Annotated in this window: 19 protein-coding genes; 13 read left to right on the plus strand and 6 right to left on the minus strand. The window is 52.9% G+C overall.

All coding sequences use genetic code 11. The features are described 5' to 3' along the window. Position 1: 1 nt before the first annotated feature. Together SAMA_RS03240 and SAMA_RS03245 are read right to left on the minus strand one after the other, a co-directional pair. A complete protein-coding gene (locus tag SAMA_RS03240) occupies positions 2-526 on the minus strand; it encodes a methyltransferase domain-containing protein (protein WP_011758727.1) in 525 nt (174 codons plus the stop codon). Next, on the minus strand, positions 523-933 hold the full coding sequence (locus tag SAMA_RS03245) for a hypothetical protein (RefSeq protein WP_011758728.1): 411 nt from the start codon (positions 931-933) through the stop codon (positions 523-525). Before SAMA_RS03245 ends, SAMA_RS03240 begins: the two co-directional genes overlap by 4 nt. 363 nt (positions 934-1,296) lie before the next feature. Here SAMA_RS03245 and fccA point away from each other — a divergent pair, with 363 nt between their 5' ends. From fccA to SAMA_RS03260, 3 genes are all read left to right on the plus strand, one after another. Then, positions 1,297-3,078, plus strand: coding sequence for a fumarate reductase flavoprotein subunit FccA (gene fccA, locus SAMA_RS03250; protein ID WP_011758729.1), 1,782 nt, complete (start codon positions 1,297-1,299; stop codon positions 3,076-3,078). 176 nt (positions 3,079-3,254) lie between these two features. Then, the gene (locus SAMA_RS03255; RefSeq protein ID WP_011758730.1) at positions 3,255-4,244 is read left to right on the plus strand and encodes a 2-hydroxyacid dehydrogenase; all 990 of its coding nucleotides are present in this window, start codon (positions 3,255-3,257) and stop codon (positions 4,242-4,244) included. Positions 4,245-4,311: 67 nt separating this feature from the next. Beyond that, positions 4,312-5,046: a dienelactone hydrolase family protein gene (locus tag SAMA_RS03260; protein WP_011758731.1), complete on the plus strand. Its 735-nt coding sequence runs from the start codon at positions 4,312-4,314 to the stop codon at positions 5,044-5,046. A 71-nt stretch (positions 5,047-5,117) separates the two neighbouring features. Here the strand turns inward: SAMA_RS03260 and SAMA_RS03265 are convergent, their stop codons facing one another. Beyond that, positions 5,118-5,753 carry a mechanosensitive ion channel family protein gene (locus tag SAMA_RS03265; RefSeq protein ID WP_011758732.1) on the minus strand — a complete coding sequence of 212 codons (636 nt, stop codon included), beginning with the start codon at positions 5,751-5,753 and terminating at the stop codon, positions 5,118-5,120. Between the two features lie 94 nt (positions 5,754-5,847). Here SAMA_RS03265 and SAMA_RS03270 point away from each other — a divergent pair, with 94 nt between their 5' ends. The 9 genes from SAMA_RS03270 to SAMA_RS03315 all read left to right on the plus strand — a co-directional run bounded on the left by SAMA_RS03270 (position 5,848) and on the right by SAMA_RS03315 (position 15,918). Continuing rightward, complete coding sequence (locus SAMA_RS03270; protein WP_011758733.1) at positions 5,848-6,594, plus strand: spermidine synthase; 747 nt, start codon at positions 5,848-5,850, stop codon at positions 6,592-6,594. Positions 6,595-6,714: 120 nt separating this feature from the next. Continuing rightward, complete coding sequence (locus SAMA_RS03275; RefSeq protein ID WP_011758734.1) at positions 6,715-8,241, plus strand: leucyl aminopeptidase; 1,527 nt, start codon at positions 6,715-6,717, stop codon at positions 8,239-8,241. A gap of 219 nt (positions 8,242-8,460) precedes the next feature. Continuing rightward, positions 8,461-9,030 (plus strand): alkyl hydroperoxide reductase subunit C, encoded by a 570-nt coding sequence (gene ahpC, locus SAMA_RS03280; RefSeq protein ID WP_011758735.1) that lies wholly within the window; start codon positions 8,461-8,463, stop codon positions 9,028-9,030. 97 nt (positions 9,031-9,127) lie between these two features. Further along, positions 9,128-10,690: an alkyl hydroperoxide reductase subunit F gene (gene ahpF, locus SAMA_RS03285; protein WP_011758736.1), complete on the plus strand. Its 1,563-nt coding sequence runs from the start codon at positions 9,128-9,130 to the stop codon at positions 10,688-10,690. Between the two features lie 128 nt (positions 10,691-10,818). After that, positions 10,819-11,955, plus strand: a complete 1,137-nt coding sequence (locus SAMA_RS03290) for a GGDEF domain-containing protein (RefSeq protein ID WP_011758737.1) — start codon at positions 10,819-10,821, stop codon at positions 11,953-11,955. A gap of 106 nt (positions 11,956-12,061) precedes the next feature. Further along, positions 12,062-13,147, plus strand: coding sequence for a porin (locus SAMA_RS03295; RefSeq protein WP_011758738.1), 1,086 nt, complete (start codon positions 12,062-12,064; stop codon positions 13,145-13,147). A gap of 9 nt (positions 13,148-13,156) precedes the next feature. After that, positions 13,157-13,564, plus strand: a complete 408-nt coding sequence (locus SAMA_RS03300) for a type 2 periplasmic-binding domain-containing protein (protein ID WP_011758739.1) — start codon at positions 13,157-13,159, stop codon at positions 13,562-13,564. A 45-nt stretch (positions 13,565-13,609) separates the two neighbouring features. Continuing rightward, a complete protein-coding gene (locus tag SAMA_RS03305; protein ID WP_011758740.1) occupies positions 13,610-15,229 on the plus strand; it encodes a methyl-accepting chemotaxis protein in 1,620 nt (539 codons plus the stop codon). A 482-nt stretch (positions 15,230-15,711) separates the two neighbouring features. Continuing rightward, positions 15,712-15,918 (plus strand): hypothetical protein, encoded by a 207-nt coding sequence (locus tag SAMA_RS03315; protein ID WP_041409665.1) that lies wholly within the window; start codon positions 15,712-15,714, stop codon positions 15,916-15,918. A gap of 82 nt (positions 15,919-16,000) precedes the next feature. Here SAMA_RS03315 and SAMA_RS03320 read toward each other — a convergent pair whose 3' ends face one another. The 3 genes from SAMA_RS03320 to SAMA_RS03330 form a co-directional block, all read right to left on the minus strand. Next, positions 16,001-16,189, minus strand: a complete 189-nt coding sequence (locus SAMA_RS03320; protein WP_011758743.1) for a hypothetical protein — start codon at positions 16,187-16,189, stop codon at positions 16,001-16,003. 124 nt (positions 16,190-16,313) lie between these two features. After that, a complete protein-coding gene (locus SAMA_RS03325; RefSeq protein ID WP_011758744.1) occupies positions 16,314-17,699 on the minus strand; it encodes a TlpA family protein disulfide reductase in 1,386 nt (461 codons plus the stop codon). Positions 17,700-17,868: 169 nt separating this feature from the next. Further along, a complete protein-coding gene (locus SAMA_RS03330) occupies positions 17,869-18,315 on the minus strand; it encodes an OmpA family protein (RefSeq protein WP_011758745.1) in 447 nt (148 codons plus the stop codon). Positions 18,316-18,618: 303 nt separating this feature from the next. Here SAMA_RS03330 and SAMA_RS03335 point away from each other — a divergent pair, with 303 nt between their 5' ends. Beyond that, complete coding sequence (locus tag SAMA_RS03335) at positions 18,619-19,053, plus strand: MarR family winged helix-turn-helix transcriptional regulator (protein WP_011758746.1); 435 nt, start codon at positions 18,619-18,621, stop codon at positions 19,051-19,053.

Below are 19,053 nucleotides of genomic sequence, written 5' to 3' on the forward strand. Positions count from 1 at the left end.
GTTAATCCAGAGGTTTACGGCAGATTATCGTGGCTTTATAGGCGCCGCTGCCAGCGGGAGTCGCGGGTGTTTCCTCACGATAATACACTTGTTCCCAGTCAGTAAAGCGTTCTCTGAGTTCGTTTTTGCCCAGCAGGAACGCTGGATTTTTGGGTCTGCCGATACTGGCTTGGGCTTCGGTGAAGGTTTCATAGACCACCAGACCGCCAGGTAACACTGAATCTTTGATCCATGGTATGAGCGGCCTGTGCAAGTAATTGAATACCAATACCATGTCAAACTGCCCCAGTGGCACAGTATCCCCTTGCTCCAAATCCAGTTGGAAGATGTGGGCGAGTGGATCGTGCTTTATCTCTGGTGGCAGTGCACTGGTATCCAGATCGACAAAAGTCACATGATGCCCTCGCTCCAGAAACCAGACGCCATTACGGCCTGAACCACAGGCTAAATCAAGCACCCTCAGGGGCGTTGCCCGGGTAAACCAATCTGGATACGCATTGAAAAGTGATGAGGGTGTCAGGGTCATCCTTTGATTTCCTTGCGGCTTTCTATGCGCCGTCTGTGCCAGATGGAGTAATGCCTGAGCCCGGCAGGTCCATGGGATACCAGCACAGAAAGCAGCAAAATGACCACAAACAACGCTGCTTTGTGTTCAGGAAAGGGGATAAACAGACACAGCAGAGCTAATTTTGCCAGGGTGAGCACGCCTTTAAGTTGGATAAGCCAACGCCAGTCCCGCACAATTTCCCATCCCATCAAGAGGCTACCGCTGACCACTGCCAAGAGCCAAAAGTCTTGCCATTCGGCCCTGGCAAGATGGAACAGCACACCACCACCCACACCACAAACCCCGAGTAAATGCAGTGCTCGGAGGCTGGTTTTACCTATTCGCTGGATCCAAAAACTGGATTCGGAGAGCTCTTTATTGGCCATGTGTTGAATCTGCAGACATTGATAAGTGCAGCATACCAGTTGTGCTCCCTACAGGGGAGTTCAGCGGCTATAAACCAACAAAACCGATGCTCTTTTATTGATAAAGTGTTGCCTGGTCGACATTTTTCCACAGTCAGCTGTGACCGGCCTCAATCATTGACTGGAAAGCTTGCTGGCACCTGCAATTAACGATTGGCATGGGATTTTTGGTGGAAAGACTGTGACTTACTCTAAAAAATACCCCTTTAGATAGTGCTACTATTTTTGCGGTGGCCAGTGTTTTGCTCCGAATATCAACAGTAATTAAGTGTAAAACACGCCATAAAAATACCTCTTTATAAGTAGTTTTTTGGAGGAACACTTATGTTCACGGGAGCGATGAAAAAAACGGTACTGGCGGCACTGATCTCCGGGATCATGGCGGGCACTGCATGGGCGGGTGCCGATAACCTGGCCGATTTCCACGGTGATAACGGCTGCGACAGTTGTCACCAAAGCGATAAAGGTCCCAGCAACGATAATCTGACTTTTGAAAATGGTCAGTGCGTTAGCTGCCATGGCAGTCTTACAGAGGTAGCCGAAGGGGAGCGCGAAGGCATAGTCTCTCCACATAAATCACACCTGATAGGTGATATTGCCTGTACCAGCTGCCACAAAGGCCACGAAAAGTCAGTTACTTACTGTGATGCTTGCCATAACTTCGGCTATGAGATCCCCTTCGCCGGCAAGTGGGAGCGCAAATTTGTGCCCGTGGACGCCGACAAAGCCGCTCAGGATAAGGCCATTGCCGCAGGTCCCCGTGAAACCACAGATGTGGTCATCATAGGTTCCGGTGGTGCAGGGCTTGCGGCCGCTGTTTCTGCCCGCGATGCCGGTGCCAAGGTCGTGGTGCTTGAAAAAGAACCCGTTCCCGGTGGTAATACCAAGCTTGCTGCCGGTGGTATGAATGCCGCCGAAACCAAGCCTCAGGCCAAACTGGGTATTGTTGATAAAAAGCAGATCATGATTGACGACACCATGAAAGGTGGCCGCAACATCAACAATCCTGAGTTGGTACAGGTTCTCGCCAATAACTCTTCCGACTCTATTGATTGGCTGACAGCGCTGGGCGCCGATATGAATGACGTTGGCCGTATGGGGGGCGCCAGCGTTAACCGCAGTCACCGTCCAACCGGTGGTGCCGGTGTGGGAGCACACGTGGCGCAGGTTCTGTGGGACGCTGCTGTGGCCCGTGATGCCGATATTCGCCTCAACAGCCGTGTGGTTCGCATTCTCGAAGACGGTGCCGGTCAGGTGACCGGTGTGCTGGTACAGGGGGCCTATACAGGTTACTACGTGATTAAGGCCGATGCTGTGGTGGTAGCCACCGGCGGCTTTGCCAAGAACAACGATCGCGTTGCCAAGTACGATGCCAAACTCAAAGGCTTTAAAGCCACCAACCACCCCGGTGCCACCGGTGACGGTTTGGATGTAGCCACCCAGGCCGGTGCTGACACAGTGGATCTGGAATACGTGCAGGCTCACCCCACCTACAGCCCTGTGGGCGGTGTGATGGTGACCGAAGCCGTACGTGGTAACGGTGCGATTCTGGTTAACCGCGAAGGCAAGCGCTTCGTGAACGAAATCACCACCCGTGATAAGGCATCTGCCGCTATCCTGGCCCAGAAAGGTGAGAGCGCGTATCTGCTTTTCGATGACTCTGTACGTAAGAGTCTGAGCAAAATTGAGGGTTACGTGCACCTCAAGATTGTAAACGAAGGCAAATCGGTGAAGGAACTGGCCGACAAGCTGGGTATGCCCGCCGCTGAACTCGAAAAAACCATAGGGACTTACAATGGTTTTGTGAAGAGTGGTAAAGATGAGCAGTTCGAGCGTGCCGACATGCCACGTGAACTGGCGAGCGCGCCTTACTATGCCATTGAAGTTGCACCGGCTGTTCACCACACCATGGGCGGTGTGAAGATTGATACCAAGGCCGAGGTTGTGGGCAAAGAAGGCAAGCTCATCAGGGGCATGTACGCTGCCGGTGAAGTAACAGGTGGTGTCCATGGTGCCAACCGTCTGGGCGGTAACGCCATCTCCGATATCGTGACCTTTGGTCGTATCGCAGGTGCCGAAGCGGCCAAGTTTGCCAAAGACAATTGATCTTCCTTAGCACGCAGTGGGTGTGATGATACCCTGTCTGAGGCGGCCCAACCGGGCCGCCTTTTTCTTATCCCGGATTTTAAGTAAAGGTGATCCACATCACCCTTTGCGCAACGACAGTCGGCTTATTTTGGCTTACACTGCGGCCATTCAGGCTTTTTCCAGGAACGCCCACCATGAAAATCGGATTCTTCAGCGCCAAACACTACGACATGCAGCACTTTGACCGCACCAATGCCAGTTTCGGTGCTCATATTGAATATTTTGATTCCAGACTGTGCATGCAAACCGTCAAGCTGGCTTATGGCTTTGAAGTGATTTGCGCCTTTGTAAACGACGAGCTGTCGGCCGAAGTCCTGAATGAACTCCATGGCAACGGTACCCGCGTCATAGCCATGCGCTGTGCCGGTTTCAACAATGTGGATTTGGAAGAGGCCAAACACCTTGGTATGACGGTAGTCAACGTACCCGCTTATTCGCCGGAGTCAGTCGCCGAGCACACAGTGGCCCTGATGTTGACCCTGAACCGCAAAATTCACAAAGCTTACCAGCGTACCCGGGATGCCAATTTCTCTCTGGAAGGGCTGGTGGGATTTAACATGCACGGCAAAACCGTCGGTGTCATAGGGACCGGTAAAATTGGCCTTGCGACTATTCGTATCCTGCTGGGCTTTGGTTGCAAGGTGGTGGCTTTTGACCCATTCCCCAGCCCTGCGGTAGAAGCCCTTGGGGTGCCCTATCTGGAACTGGATGAATTGCTGAAGCTGTGTGACGTAGTGAGCTTGCACTGTCCGTTGACCAAGGAAAACCATCACCTGCTGCGCGCCGAGACCTTTGCCAAAATGAAGCCCGGTGTCATGGTCATCAACACCAGCCGTGGTGGCCTGTTGAACGCCTTTGATGCCATGGAAGCGCTGAAGGTCGGCCAGATTGGCGCCCTCGGGCTCGACGTGTATGAAAACGAAAAAGAGCTGTTTTTCGAAGACAAGTCCAACGAAGTGATTCAAGACGATGTATTCCGCCGTCTGTCGGCTTGCCACAACGTGGTCTTTACCGGTCATCAGGCGTTTTTGACCGAAGAAGCGCTTGGCGCCATTGCGACTACGACCCTGACCAATGTGCAAAAAGCCCTGGCCGGTGAGCGCTGCGGTAACGAACTTTTCTGATACGCGGCGCTGACAGCGGCAACGGGGCTTGCTAGATTGAGTGCAGTTTCTCTTTCAGGAGGTCCCGATGCGCGTCTGTGCCGAACACCATGTTATCAATACTGCCACCGGCCCCATGGGCACCCGGGTTTATCGACCCGCAGGGCCGGGTAGCTATCCCGCAATTTTGTTTTATTCTGAGATTTTTCAGGAAACCGCGCCCATCAGCCGCATGGCCACAGTGCTGGCAGGGCACGGGTTTGTTGTCTTGGTGCCGGAAATCTTTCACGAGCTTAACCCTGCCGGGACCGTGCTCGGTTACGATGATATGGGGAAAGACAAGGGCAACAGCGACAAGGCTACCAAGCCTCTCGAAAGCCACGACTCTGATACCGCAGCCATGGTGGACTTTGTTCGCCGTCAGCCCTGGTGTCAGGGCAAAATTGGCGCCATGGGTGTGTGCATTGGCGGTCATCTGGCGTATCGCGCTGCGGTTAATCCGGATGTGGCAGCGGCCTTTTGCCTGTATGCCACTGATATCCACTCGGGCACCATACCCAGTCAACCGGGCAATGACTCACTCAGTCGTACCCGCGATATTCGTGGCGAACTCTATATGGTGTTTGGCAAACAGGACCCCCACGTGCCGGGCGAGGGCCGCAGGCTCATCCAGCACAATCTGGAGCAACACGGAGTGAATCACAGCTGGCTTGAAGTGAATGCCGAGCATGCCTTTATGCGGGACGGCGATGCCCGTCACGACCCGGCACTGGCGCTGGTAATGTACCAAAGCGCCATAGCGCTGTTCCAGCGAACCCTCTAATAGAAAAAGCGGCCAAGAGGCCGCTTTTTCTTTCTGTTTGTTAATTTACGCAGTTGTTCTTTTGGGGCGGGTTAGGGCGCCTTGGGTTGTGACTTTTGCTCAGCGGTTTCTTTGGCGATGTCTTTAAGCGCCTCATCGGTTTTGGCTGATGCCATCGATGTGGTCTCAACGGCTTTGATATCCAACGTTTTGGCCTCAGTGGCCTTGTTGTCATAAACCTCGGGGTTCAGTAGCTTAATCACCGATTTTTGCAGAATCTGACTGTTGGGGTAAGTGATGAGGTTGCCATCATCCCGCTGAATAAGCACATGAAAAAGGGCAATCTCTTGAATAACACCGCGGATATCTTCGTCCTTGTCCACCACCTTGATGCGATCGCCAATGCGGTAGGGGAACACAAAAAAGATCAGTACGCCTGCGGTGAGATTACTGAGAATGGACCATTGAGCGACCAGGGCCACGCCGAGCACTGCAAAGGCTGATGAGACGAAGAGTGCGACATCGTGGTAGCCCAGCCCCACCGACACGGCCATCAGTGACAGAGTGATAAAAAACAATACGGCCGTTAAAAAGCGGCTGACGAGGCTGGTTCTGGCTGCGCTGACCTGCTTCTTTTCGGCCAGCGCATTGATAACCCGCTTGAGATTGCGCTGAATAATGTAAAAAGCCAGCAAATAAAAACAGGCAAGCAGTATTTGGTTTGTCATAATAGCCCTTTGAAAACATCTCGGCAGAAACCCCTATTCTAAAGGGCCACACCGGGACCAGTGAAGGGCCATTCAGGGGCCGGGATGTAAAATTTTGTCTGAATTTTCGGTTATCTATCAAACTTCCGATGCTATTGGCCCCATCCGGGTGCTCGACAATGGCGAGTCGCGCATTCTTGCCTTTGGCGACAACGATGAGCAAAGCAAGCTCAACAAAAAGACGCCCCACGTGCCCAAACACTCCTATGTGCAGGTGATGCTGGAGTCGCTGATGTTTGCCAGCCCCAAGAGTGCCATCGTACTGGGCTTGGGGGGCGGCGCCCTGGTACATGCCCTGCGACGCTTTGACGGTGCGCTTAAGTTGACCGCTGTAGAGCTTAGGGGGGAGGTGATTGATATTGCAAAGAAATATTTTTATCTCCCCATAGGTAAAAAGCTCAACCTGATTGAGGCCGACGCCGCCGTTTTTGTCAGCGACGCTGACCACAAAAAAGTCGACATTATTTTTGCTGACCTGTACGGCGCCGATGGTGTCGACGCCAAGCAGCTCACCGACAGCTTTATTCAAGGCTGTGTCAGACTGCTCAAGCCCGGTGGTATGTTGGTGCTCAACTGCTGGAAAGAACACCGTCAGAGATTTGATGTCCGCGAGCAACTGCAGCAACACTTCTGCGACGTGTATGGCAGCCTCAGCAGCGGCGGCAACTGGGTGGTATTTGCCACCTTAACGCCGGGCGTGCTTAAGGAAGATGGCTTGAAACAAGCCAGGGCCGAATTGTCAGCCAAATTGGAGTTCAATGTTGGCAAGGCTTCGCTGGGATTTGGCCCCTGGCTGGACTGACGGCCTGGTTAAGCTGACGTTGAAAATTGTAAGTCTCTGTTAACCCGGCGTAAGGTCGGGTTACCCCTCGAATACTCCTTTGTTATTCTTGCCAGTCCCATAATAACAAGGTGTGTTCTCATGCTGAAAACCTCTAAATCCACTCTTGCTGTGCTGTTCGCCTCTTTACTCTCGTTGCCTGCAATGGCCGATAAGGTGAACTTTTCCTCCGAGCTGACTGCCAGTGGCGAAACCCTGGTGCTGTTTAAGGTGAAGGATACTGACTTCCCCGGTGCGCGCGTGCTGAGCGACGGTAGCCTGACGCATCTTGAGCGTGCCATGCAGGTAAATGGTTTCGACGGTGGCGAAGGGGAAATGCTGGAAGTGCTTGCCCCTGCCGGTAGTCAACTTAACCGGATCCTGGTGATGGGGCTGGGTGATGGCAAGCTGACTGATGGTGAACTCAATACTCTGGGGGCCAAGCTCGCCGACAAGATCGCGGCTCACAAAGACACCCGCATTACCTTGATTGCTGAGGGTGCTCCGGACGCAGCCAATCTGGCAGCAGAAGTTGCCCATGGCTTTGATTTGAAACGTTATCAATTTGGTCGCTATACCAATAAGACGCAGGATGAACGTGAACTCAGCTTCGCCCTCTCCGACGCCAAAGCCGCAGCCACCGAATATGCCCGCTTAGCTGCCGTCGATGCAGGGGTGGTGCTGGCAAGAGATTTGGTGAATACCCCCGCAGGGGATATGACCCCGGAAGACTTTGCCGCCGAGGCCCGTAAGCTCAAGAGCCTGGGCGTAAAGGTGACAGTGCTGGATGCCAAAGGCATTGAAAAGTTGGGCATGGGCGCCCTGGCCGGTGTCGGTAAGGGCAGCGAGAGTGGGCCGCGTCTTGTGGTGGCTCACTGGGAAGGTGCCAAAGGGGCTCCCATCGCCATGGTCGGCAAGGGCATTACCTTTGACTCGGGCGGTTACAACATCAAGGCTTCGGGGGATTCCATCTCCCACATGAAATCAGACATGGCCGGCGCTGCTGCCATTTTGGGTACGGTTAAAGCCATGGCCATGCAAAAGGCCAAGGTGAATCTGGTGGCCGTGTTGCCGCTGGCGGAAAACATGGTTTCCGGTGATGCCCTGCGTCCGGGCGATGTGCTGCGTACCGCGCAGGGCCTGACGGTGGAAGTGATGAATACCGATGCCGAAGGCAGGCTCATTCTGGCTGATGGCATGTGGTATGCCAGAACCCATTATCAGCCCAGGGTGCTGATTGATGTGGCAACCCTCACCGGCTCCAAAGTGCGCGCCTTGGGCCGGGAGTATGCGGGTATTTTCAGTGATGAAGAGTCGCTGGTGTCAGGTTTGACTGCCTCCGGCGCCGCCGTGGGTGAGAAGCTCTGGCGCTTGCCGCTGGATAAGGCCTATGGCGATGAACTCAAGTCCAACATCGCGGATATGAAAAATACCGGCGCCGAAGGCAGTGCCGGTGCCTCTTCTGCCGCCATGTTCCTAAAGCGTTTCGCCGCAGATGTGCCCTGGGCGCACCTGGATATTGCCGGTAATGCGTTATCTTCATCGGAAAAACCACTGAGCCCGGCAGGCGCCACCGGTTTTGGGGTGCGTTTACTTAGTCACTGGTTGGCCGGGCAGAGTGCTGATTGACCCCAATGCGGCCCGGCACTGATTGATGCGTAACGAAAAAGGGAAAACTTGGGCTTTCCCTTTTTTCGATTGGTTCAAATAAAAAATCGATTAAGGTGATAGTTTTTATCCGTTATCAATGATTGAAGTCCTTGGCTAATATGCTCTCCATCGACGGGCATACAACCATTGCCCTGACAAATTCACTGAACCAAGCGTTTGTTTATAAAGGAGCAAAACATGACTCAATCCATCATCAACAGCACCATCAAGCCATTCAAAGCCACTGCTTTCCACAAGGGCGAATTCGTGCCTGTGACCGAGCAGGATCTACTGGGCAAGTGGTCTGTGGTGTTCTTCTACCCAGCCGACTTCACTTTCGTATGTCCAACTGAACTGGGCGACATGGCTGACCATTATGCCAAGCTGCAGTCCATGGGCGTTGAAGTGTACTCAGTGTCTACCGACACCCACTTCACCCACAAGGCATGGCACGACACTTCTGACACCATCAACAAGATTGAATTCCCAATGGTGGCTGACCCAACCGGTATCATCAGCCGTAACTTCGGTGTGATGATTGAAGAAGAAGGTCTGGCTCTGCGTGGTACCTTCGTAATCAACCCAGAAGGTCAGGTAAAAGTGGCTGAGATCCACGACCTGGGCATCGGCCGCAGCGCCAGCGAGCTGGTTCGTAAAATTCAGGCTGCCCAGTACGTTGCTACTCACGATGGCGAAGTTTGCCCAGCCAAGTGGCAGCCAGGTGATGAAACTCTGGCTCCATCTCTGGACCTGGTTGGCAAAATCTAAGCCTTAACCCGCATCACCCCTTGCTCCGGGCCTCCCCCTGATTTGGCCCGGAGCCTTTTCTCAGCGTTATTTATCTTTGCTTGCATCTGGAGCCACCATGTTAAACGCGGATTTGAAACAGCAACTTAAGACCTATCTGCAAAATCTACGGCAAGACGTCAGACTCGTGGTGTCTGCCGATGACAGCAAAAAATCTCAGGAATTGCTCGACCTGGCCAATGACATCTCCTCCTTGTCTCCGTTGGTTTCAGTGACCCAGGCCAGGCTCGAGCGCACCCCTGAAATGCAGGTAACCAATGCTCAGGGGACCGACATTCGTTTTGCCGGTTTGCCCATGGGCCACGAATTTACGTCGTTGGTGTTGGCACTGCTGCACACAGGCGGTCATCCCCTCAAGCTGGATATGGCTGTTATTGAACAAATCAAGGCGCTGCCACAGACCCTGAAGTTTGAAACCTTTATCTCCCTGAGCTGCCAAAACTGTCCCGATGTGGTGCAGGCTCTGAACATGATGGCCGCGCTGAATCCGAACGTCAGCAGCACCATGATTGATGGGGCCCTGTTTCAGGACGAGGTGGAATCTCGGCAGATCATGGCCGTACCCTCGGTGTTCCTTAATGGTGAACTCTTTTCCCAGGGTCGCATCAGCCTGAAGGAGATTCTCGCCAAGGTGGATACCCAGGCTGCAGCCCGAGAAGCCGATGCCCTGAGTGAGAAAGCCCCTTACGAAGTATTGGTAGTGGGCGCAGGCCCCGCCGGTGCCTCTGCCGCCATTTATTCGGCCCGTAAAGGCTTGCGTACCGGTCTGGTTGCCGACCGATTTGGCGGTCAGGTGGCTGAAACCGTGGGCATTGAGAACTTTATTTCAGTGAAAGCCACTGAAGGCCCCAAGCTGGTGGCAAACCTTGAAGCCCACGTTCGCGATTACGAAGTGGATGTGATGGAAAACCAGAAGGCTCTCAAGCTGACCAAAGACGGTCTGTATCAGGTGGAGTTGGCCAATGGTGCTGTGTTATCGGGTAAAACTGTACTGATTGCCACCGGTGCACGCTGGCGTGAAATGAATGTGCCCGGTGAAAAAGAATACCGTGGCCGCGGCGTGGCTTACTGTCCTCACTGTGATGGCCCCTTGTTCAAAGGTAAACGCGTTGCCGTGATAGGTGGCGGTAATTCGGGTATCGAAGCTGCCATCGACCTGGCCAACATAGTTGAGCATGTCACTGTGCTGGAGTTTGACAGCAAGCTGCGCGCCGATGAGGTGCTGGTTCGCAAGGCTCGCTCTATGGGGAATATCCACATCATCACCCAGGCACAAACCACCGAGGTGGTGGGTGACGGCAACAAGGTGACCGGCTTGGTCTACACCGACCGAGCTACAGGTGATGTACACAGTGTTGAGCTGGCGGGTATCTTCGTACAGATTGGTCTTGTACCCAACTCAGAGTGGCTTAAGGGCACACTGGAACTGACCCCGCGCGGCGAGATCATAGTGGATGAGCGTGGCCAAACCTCGCTGCCGGGTGTATTTGCCGCGGGAGACGTGACCAACTCTGCCTACAAGCAAATCATTATTGCCATGGGCAGTGGTGCTACCGCGAGCCTGGGGGCGTTTGATTACCTCATCCGTCACAGCGAGGCAGATGCTTCAGCTGCCGCCTGATAGCTCACGTCGCAAAAGCCGGCATTTTGCCGGCTTTTTTGTGTCTTCTTCATGCTTGCGTACACCTAGAATGGTGCGCTGCACATGCTATAGTCATTCCATCATCTTCGTAAGTATCGGAAATCTTAGTGGATAAAGAATCACTGTCGTTTGATGAAGCGCTTAAGGACGAATCGCGCCAATACATGCTGGCAAGCTTTCAATGGTTGAGTTTTACCAGCCTGGTGCTGCTGACTGCCGTTGGTCTCAATATCGCCTTGGAACCCGGCCTGAATTTGGGGTTGGATACGGCGTTTACCATGATGCTGCTGCCGGGCTCTCTCTGCCTGCTGTATTTGGGGCTCAGATTCGCCAGGGTTCCCTGGTCTAGAAACCTACTATGGAACCTCTTCTTTTTAGCGGCGCTGGTCATCAGTTGGTTGATATCCATGTCGTTGCTGCGAAGCGCGGGTCTGCTGGTGTTGCCGGGCATTGAAACCCTCAGTGATGTGCTCAGCCTGGCCATGGCCGTGGCGCTCTTTCCCAGTATAAAGTTGACTGCCGCGACGGTAGCGCCTTTTTTACTTTATTCAGCTTTTTATCGCTACGAAGTCTACCCGGAAAGTATTTACTTTACTGTCCTGCGTACTCTGTTCATGTTTTTGATCATCATGAGTGCCCAGCGGGTGATTTTTAAATGGTTTAAAAAGGCCGTGCGGCGCAATGTGGAAAAACGGCGGTTGCTCAAGCATTTTCGCCGCATGGCCTTGCTGGACGGTCTCACTGGCCTCAGTAACAGGCGCCATTTTGATGAAATTCTGGATCAGGAAATTCGGGCCTCGACCCGGACCGGGCATCCGTTAAGCCTTATTCTGTTGGATATCGATTTCTTCAAACGGCTCAATGATGCGCTCGGACACCAGGCCGGTGACGACTGCTTGCGGCAACTGGGGCAACTCTTGTCGGATGTGGCTGCCAGACCCAGGGATCTTGCTGTGCGCTATGGCGGTGAAGAGTTTGCGGTGCTGCTGCCAGAAACCACACTAACAGGCGCAGTGGAAGTGGCCAATCGTATTGCGAAACTCCTGGCCAAAGCGGCCATACCTCACCCGGATTCTCAGGTTGCTTCGCATATTACTGTTTCTCAGGGTTTGGTTCAGTGGCAGCGGGGAATGGATGCTGAAGCCTTGTTGGAGGCAAGTGATGCCGCGCTTTACCGGGCCAAAGAAAGTGGCCGTAACTGTTATGTACAAACGGTTACGCCAGCGGGGGATAAGGCCGGTTAGACAGGCATTTTTTGATATTGTTCATAAAAGTTGTCTTAAAAGTTGTCAATTTGTTACTCAAGCCTAAGCTTAAAGTCGGATACACCTGACAAATAAAGGGTTTTGTATGAAGCACAAATTGGCTATCTGCCTTGGCACGCTGCTGCTTTCAACACCGGCGTTGGCTGAGATTAATATATCCGGGTTTGCCTCTGTAGTCGGTGGCAAGGTGTTGGAAGGCAGTGGGGTAGAGGAGTTTGGACTCGAACCTACCTTTCTGGCCGATTATCCCCTGGTGGGCGCCTACACAGAGGAGTTCAGCTTCGAACCCGACACCCTGTTTGGCCTGCAAATTTCTGCTGACTTATTGGACGGACTTTCCGCGACGGCGCAAATCGTCTCCCGGGGGGCCGACGACTTTTCTGCCAGCTTTGAGTGGGCTTATCTCTCCTATGAGCTTAATGAACACTGGACAGTGCAGGCCGGTAAAAAGCGCCTGCCGCTGTACTACTACAGCGATTTCTTTGATGTGGGCTACGCCTATCCCTGGATTAGGCCACCAGCAGACAATTACACCTGGCAGATTTTTAACTATACCGGCGTGAGTGCACTCTATAACTACCTGATAGGGGACTGGACGTTGACTGGTCAGGTGTATTTTGGCCGCGAAGATGATGAGCCCAACAAGCTGCTGTCGGAATTCTTTTTCGGCGAGTCCACCCGGGAAATCTGGAAAGACATAGGCGGCGTAGTGGTGCAGCTTAACTATGAATGGCTGGATATTCGTCTCACCCATATGCAATACACCAACGAGCGCTACATTGGTGGTGAACAGGTGGAATGGGACGGAGAAACCGAGCGTGATGGAAAATTTTATGGTTTGTCGGTCAACATCGATTGGAACAATCTGGTGGTGCTGACTGAAATCAATCGCTTGACGCTTCAAGACTCGGATCTCGATACCTATTTGGTCACTCTGGGTTATCGCATTAAAGACTTCATGCCCTTTGTATCTTATTCCGACTTTGATGATGGCAGTGAAATCCACAACACCACTTCAGTCGGGCTGCGCTGGGATTTCCACCCATCCGCGGCCTTTAAAATTCAATATGACGATGTGCAAGACGACGGAACCGGAGCCGGTACCGACGACTCCTGGCGGGTTGCCGGGGACTCCAAGTCAATCAGCCTGGGCGTAGACCTGGTATTTTAGGAGAGAGCCATGAAAATCGTGATTTCTGCCATCCTTTTATGCCTGACCGCCATGCAGGCCTGGGCCGGTGTTGCCGTGATAGTGCATCCTGCTAATGGTGACGCTATTGATAAAAAGGCGATTGAGAATATTTATTTGGGAAAAACAAAGTCCTTCCCCGGCGGCAGTCAGGCGGTGCCGGTCAACATAGAGTCCGGGCCGATTCGGGAAACCTTCGACAGCAACGTACTTGGCAAGTCATCCAGTCAGCTCAAGTCGTATTGGTCTCAGAAGGTCTTTACAGGAAAGGGTACGCCCCCCAAGGAAGTGGCCAGCGCCGAAGAAGTGCTGGGGCTGGTGTCCTCCAACCCCAACATTATTGGCTATATTGATAGTAGTCAGGTAAATGGCTCGGTAAAGGTGGTTGCTGAGTTCTAACTGGCGGTGCCGGCCCAGGTCGGCACCCCTTTCAAGGGGTTGTCTATGACATGGTTTAATAACCTTCCCATCTTTAAAAAAGTCGGTGTCATCTTCATCATTTCGGTGATCATCTTTGCGGTGAATCTGGCCATCAGTCTGGTCTCTATCAATAAAAATCGCGAAACCCTGGGATTTATGGAAGAGAAGATTTACCAGCGGGTTGAACTGGCCAACCAAAATTTGATGTTGGTGCAGCGGCTTGAGGAGGTATACACCCAGGCGGTGTCATTTGCCGATGAAGACCTATTGGAGCAAGCCGGCAGCCTGCATGACAACCTTGCCGCCAACCTTACGTTGTTACAGAGCTCAGACATAAAAGAAACCGACACGCTTCGACAGATGCTGTCGCAGCTCGCCAGCTATAACCAAATAACCTCTGGCCTGGCAAAGAGCATGTTGGATGGAACTGCAGACATGGCCAACATAGGCGCCATCAGTCAGAAAAAGTCCGCTGTGTATGAAACCCTGCTGGGTCATGTGCAGCAATACAAGCAGGCCAAGGTATTGGAGTTCAAAAATACCATCAAGGAGGCAGCAGACAGATCGCAAAACAGTCTCTGGTTGACCATGGTGGTGGGAGTGGTGCTGCTGCTGTTTATGGCCATAGTGACCATATCCATCGCCCGTGCTATCAGCGCCAGTGCTAAAGGGGTGGCCCATTCCCTTGGTGAACTCGCCGATGGCAAGGGAGATTTGCGCCACCAACTACCAGCCAGCAGTCGGGACGAACTCGGGCAGGTATCCGGTAACTTCAATCGCTTTTTGGGACTCCTGGCAGGCTCAATCCAGAGGGTGGTGAATGTAACCTCGCCGTTACTCAACAACGCCCATGATTTGAAAGACAAGATGGAAACGGCAACGGGCGCTACCCAGCGTCAGAGTCATGATGCTCAAACCGTTCAGGCATCTATGGAAGAGATGCGGCTGTCGGTAATTGATATTTCCCATAATGCCAGTCAGGCGGCAGATGCAGCGCAAATAGCAGAGCGTGAAGCCATGGACGGGATGGCGGTGGTGCAGCGTACCATGGACATCTCCCTGGAGTTGAACCGCGAAATTGAACATGCGGCCAACGCCATTAATGAATTGGCAAAAGATACTGAAAGTGTCAGTTCGATACTGAATGTCATCACCTCCATCGCCGAGCAAACCAACCTGTTGGCACTGAATGCGGCCATTGAGGCTGCCCGCGCCGGAGAGCAGGGCAGAGGTTTTGCCGTTGTAGCAGACGAAGTGCGTGCTCTGGCTTCGAAAACCGCCGATGCCACCAAGGAAATTCGTGAGGTGCTGACCAGGCTCAAGGGCGCCGCAGAGTCGTCAGTCAGTACCATGACGGTGGCCATGTCCAAGTCGAGTGAGAACGAGGAGCATGCCCAGAAGACGGGGTTGGCACTCAAGACGATTCAAGAACAAATTGTCAGTATCAATGCCATGAACACCCATATTGCCAGGTCAACCGATGAACAGTCTCAGGTGGCCTCCAGGGTGGTGGATAATGTGGTGGATATGAATGCTTCATTCGAACAAACCCTGAGTATTCTGGATCAAGTGCATCAGGTCTCGTCGGAATTGTCAGAGTTTGCCGAAGAGCTGCAAAGCGCCACGTCTCAATTTAAGCTTTAACGTTGAACCGCGGAAACAGAGGGTGGAGGTGCGCTTTTTAACACCAAGCGTACTCCACCCTCTGTCGTCTCTGTCCCAGCCTGTGTGAAGGCACGCCTTGTGTCGGTATGTGTTGAATCTTTCTCTGTTCTGGGTTGGGCCTGGTTGCCCAAGGCTCTTTCTGAGTCAAGGGTGGCAGTTGATGGTATTTCGCCTCTCGAGGTCGATATGATGTTTGAAGGCGTGAAATTACCTATTTCACTTTGGTGCCAGCAGAGTAAAAACATAAAGGATATCAAGCACGTCATTCTCAAATCTATTCGCGAGCAAATGCAAAATTACGCCCAGAATGACGGATAACCAATTCTTGTCTGCAAGGCTAGTACAGGCTAGGCTTTGCCCGCTGTAAAGCTGCTCTGTATGAGCCAATTTTACTTGTCAGTCAGGCTCAATTCAGCCTGTACCTGATATCTATGTCAGCCACTGTGCGTATAGGAGCAAGAATGATGATAACTATGCTACCCAAGCCTCGGATGCTACCCAAGCCCCGGATTGCAGTTGTGCTGATGTTGGCTTCTTTTTCAGGTGGCTGTGCTCAGGCGCTGTGTGATTTACGCACCGACACTGACCCTTATGATCCCCACAGTGACAGGCGCCAGTGTGAGCGGCAGGTTGAGCAATACATGGAGACTCGGGCCGCAGAAAAGTAAAAGCGCCAGGATGCAGAGCAACAGGCGCTTTTGAATGAAGCCTTATCTGGACGGCGGACGCGCTAGGCGGCTGCTTCCGGGCTTAGGCGGTGGTATCGATATTGTGGCCAATGTTGCCAACGGGTTCGGCTTTCGGAGCCGGCGCAGTGGCGGCAGCAATCAGATCGACGGCAATTTGCCCTTCCACTTTTTGCTGATCTTTAGCCAGTTGTGCCACCTTAACACCGATGGCGCCATGGCTGAGATTGGGTTCAATGCTGTTGATGCTCATCGACGGAAAATTCCTCCAGACTGCATGTGGTCGATACCTGCTTATCGGCCACCATGCAGTAAACTTTAGCGCCACGGCTGCTCATTGCAAGGGCCCATTGCAAGGGATTGTGGCGCCCCAGGTCTCAGCCTTGACGGGCGGTAAGTAACTTTCGCCCAATAATCAATACGCTGGTAATGCCGATGGAACCCAGGATTAGCGCAACCGCCAGCACGACATTTTGCAGTGAGGTGGGATCAAGTACCAGCATGCCACCCAAGCCCACCATCATGATGCCTGACATCAGCTTGAGGGTTTGTCCCTCCTTCTCGCTCAGTTTGCGTTTACCCAGTGTCAGGGCAAACACCAGCACAATCAGTGCCAATGGGATCACGTAGACGATGTTGTACATCACCAGATAAAAATACCGCTCGGCTGCGGGCAGCTCGTGCATGGCCAGCACACTGGTATAAATCATCGGGAAGCCGGCAGTGCACAGCAGCTCGTAGGCATTGGCCAGAATCGCCAGCACTGTGGTGCCCAATATCATGGCGGTCATGGAGCTGGCGCTGGACAGCTTACCCATGCGTTTAATCAGGCCAGTGCGCTTTTCGGCCGACATAGATAAGGTCACTTCGCCTTTCTCAAAGAAGAAGTCTTTGACGTTGATGGTACCGGCCACCAGTGCCAGCAAACCCGCAGCGAGAATGATGTTACCACCATCGCCATCGGCGCCCAGCAGTTCAAACATGTTGAGCCAGGCGGTCATAAACAGGAAGTAAATAAAGCCTGAGAAGAACACGAAAATGCCGCCGACGACCAGCATACGACTCCGGCTCTTGGCATTGACCATAATGGACAGCAAAAACAGCAGCACGAAAAAAGCGCAGGGATTAAAGGCATCTACACCAGCCAGAACCAGCGTCAGCAGCGGCAGTGATAACTGGTCCGGTGTGACTACCCCAATAAAGGGCAGCTCAACCGGCTGCACATCACTGCTGGCAGTGACCTCTGCACCCAAGTCACAGGTACCCGCCTCAGATGAAGAGTCGCAGGTGCCAAACAGTGGCTGCTCACCTGTGCTGGCTGTATGTATGGCCGGACCATCATCACCGACTGTGCCTCCAAGGCTGCGATAGCATTCCTTTAGCCGTCCGACCAGATATTGCCCGGTAACATCCGCACTGCTGTAACCCACGCTGGCTTTTCCGCAAATGGCAAAAAAGGGCACAGAACGGGTGTCCGTGCCTGTGGCTTTGGCAATGGTCTGCCATTTCTCCCGGGCACCGGGCGCCGTGATCATATAAGACTCGAGGGAAATCCAGGGATACTGCTCTGGCAATGCATCGATAAAAGGATGGGCTTCGGCGCAGTGAGGGCAGGTCTTGGACCAGAAAAAGTAGAGCTTTACCACAGGTTTGCCATCGGCATCGGTCTGATGCCAGACCGGCGATGTGGAGAGATCTTCTGTGGCTGAAAATGCCGGAACTGACAGGAGCATCAGTAATGAAAGCAAGATTGCGCGGACCATATGGCCTCCAGACCCACCTGTGGTGGGAAGCAAAGACAAAACCTCTGACTCTACTTTACTGAATTCCCCATGGCGGACTAAATCATGCTTTCAAAACTGTAAAACACATCAGAAAAACACCGGAATTGAGATCAAGATGCCTCTTGGTTCACTGACAAGGTCTTTGATTTCAAAGACGGTGTTCGGCGACCGAGGCATCGGCCAACATTTGGCCTTGGTCTTCATCACTTGCCTTGCACCATTGCAATGCCAGGGCGCGACTTTCGGTATCCACCGCCGTACGAATACGGCTTACCATCATAGCGCCGAAGCCTGCGTTGATTAGGTAGCTTTTTACCCTCTCGATACGGCGCTCGGCGAGCCACATATTGTATTTTTGCAGCTCATCGTCACCGGCATTGCGGTTGAATGCAAATTCAAGCAACAGATAACCATTACCTGTGTCGGCACTGGTTTGTTGGGTCTCAAGCAGTTGTTTCAGGGTCGCAGTGCCCGCCGCATCGAAGTAGGAGCTGTTTTTGTCGAAATTCACAGCACCGAGCTCTGTACTGCCTTTACAGTTGGCGTTGGCGCCCAACACTGCAAGGCTCATTATCATAGTTATATATTTCAGCATCCTTCACCTTTAAAGAACAAAATCCTGTAAAACCTGGGTTCTTTAGGCCTGCCACTGTAAGCGAAAGCCCTGTGGAATTCAATTTGTAGACAGAGCCAAATACGGTGATTTCAGTTGCCGGAAAAACGTCAGAAAACCAACGCCGCAACCCGGCTGTCTCTGTTTCTCTTTTTGGTGTTTGGGTGTCAGTAAATTGGCTGAGACAATTTGAATTTTTTCACTGAAATTGACTCGCCACAGGGTCGTTTTTTTTGCTATAACACAACTAATTTGTGTGCAATATAAATCGATGTGAGGCTTCAGGTGCAAGATACTCTGGCTTTGGACCGACAGGTCTGCTTTTCGCTCTATCGGGCGAGTAATGCGATGATCCGCGCCTATCGTCCCATACTGGATGGGCTTGGACTGACATATCCCCAATATCTGGTGATGCTGGTGCTCTGGGAAGAAGAAGGCCTGAGCGTGAAATCGCTGGGTGAGCGGTTGCATTTGGATTCGGGCACCTTAACGCCACTGCTCAAACGCCTGGAGCAGAAGGGCTTGGTCACTCGTGGCCGCTCAGAGCAGGACGAAAGAGTCAGGGTGCTGCATTTGACCGATGATGGCCGGCTGCTCAAACGCGGCGCCCGGGATATTCCTGACAGAATGCGCTGCATGGTGGGGACCGGGCTGGAAGAACTGGCCGAGCTGAAAAGATTGTGCGACAAAGCGGCCAAGTTATTGGAGCGGGAGTCCTAG

It is taken from the genome of Shewanella amazonensis SB2B (genome assembly GCF_000015245.1).
In the GTDB taxonomy this organism is placed as follows: Bacteria; Pseudomonadota; Gammaproteobacteria; order Enterobacterales; family Shewanellaceae; genus Shewanella; species Shewanella amazonensis.

Excerpts from the sequence above, each read along its gene's own strand:
- SAMA_RS03265 (WP_011758732.1), bottom strand. The coding sequence starts at position 5,753 with ATGACAAACCAAATACTGCTTGCCTGTTTTTATTTGCTGGCTTTTTAC.
- SAMA_RS03325 (WP_011758744.1), bottom strand. The coding sequence starts at position 17,699 with ATGGTCCGCGCAATCTTGCTTTCATTACTGATGCTCCTGTCAGTTCCG.
- SAMA_RS03255 (WP_011758730.1), top strand. The coding sequence starts at position 3,255 with ATGAAAATCGGATTCTTCAGCGCCAAACACTACGACATGCAGCACTTT.
- SAMA_RS03315 (WP_041409665.1), top strand. The coding sequence starts at position 15,712 with ATGATGATAACTATGCTACCCAAGCCTCGGATGCTACCCAAGCCCCGG.
- ahpF (WP_011758736.1), top strand. The coding sequence starts at position 9,128 with ATGTTAAACGCGGATTTGAAACAGCAACTTAAGACCTATCTGCAAAAT.
- SAMA_RS03330 (WP_011758745.1), bottom strand. The coding sequence starts at position 18,315 with ATGCTGAAATATATAACTATGATAATGAGCCTTGCAGTGTTGGGCGCC.
- SAMA_RS03295 (WP_011758738.1), top strand. The coding sequence starts at position 12,062 with ATGAAGCACAAATTGGCTATCTGCCTTGGCACGCTGCTGCTTTCAACA.
- ahpC (WP_011758735.1), top strand. The coding sequence starts at position 8,461 with ATGACTCAATCCATCATCAACAGCACCATCAAGCCATTCAAAGCCACT.
- SAMA_RS03240 (WP_011758727.1), bottom strand. The coding sequence starts at position 526 with ATGACCCTGACACCCTCATCACTTTTCAATGCGTATCCAGATTGGTTT.
- SAMA_RS03245 (WP_011758728.1), bottom strand. The coding sequence starts at position 933 with ATGGCCAATAAAGAGCTCTCCGAATCCAGTTTTTGGATCCAGCGAATA.
- SAMA_RS03260 (WP_011758731.1), top strand. The coding sequence starts at position 4,312 with ATGCGCGTCTGTGCCGAACACCATGTTATCAATACTGCCACCGGCCCC.
- SAMA_RS03305 (WP_011758740.1), top strand. The coding sequence starts at position 13,610 with ATGACATGGTTTAATAACCTTCCCATCTTTAAAAAAGTCGGTGTCATC.
- SAMA_RS03275 (WP_011758734.1), top strand. The coding sequence starts at position 6,715 with ATGCTGAAAACCTCTAAATCCACTCTTGCTGTGCTGTTCGCCTCTTTA.
- fccA (WP_011758729.1), top strand. The coding sequence starts at position 1,297 with ATGTTCACGGGAGCGATGAAAAAAACGGTACTGGCGGCACTGATCTCC.
- SAMA_RS03300 (WP_011758739.1), top strand. The coding sequence starts at position 13,157 with ATGAAAATCGTGATTTCTGCCATCCTTTTATGCCTGACCGCCATGCAG.
- SAMA_RS03320 (WP_011758743.1), bottom strand. The coding sequence starts at position 16,189 with ATGAGCATCAACAGCATTGAACCCAATCTCAGCCATGGCGCCATCGGT.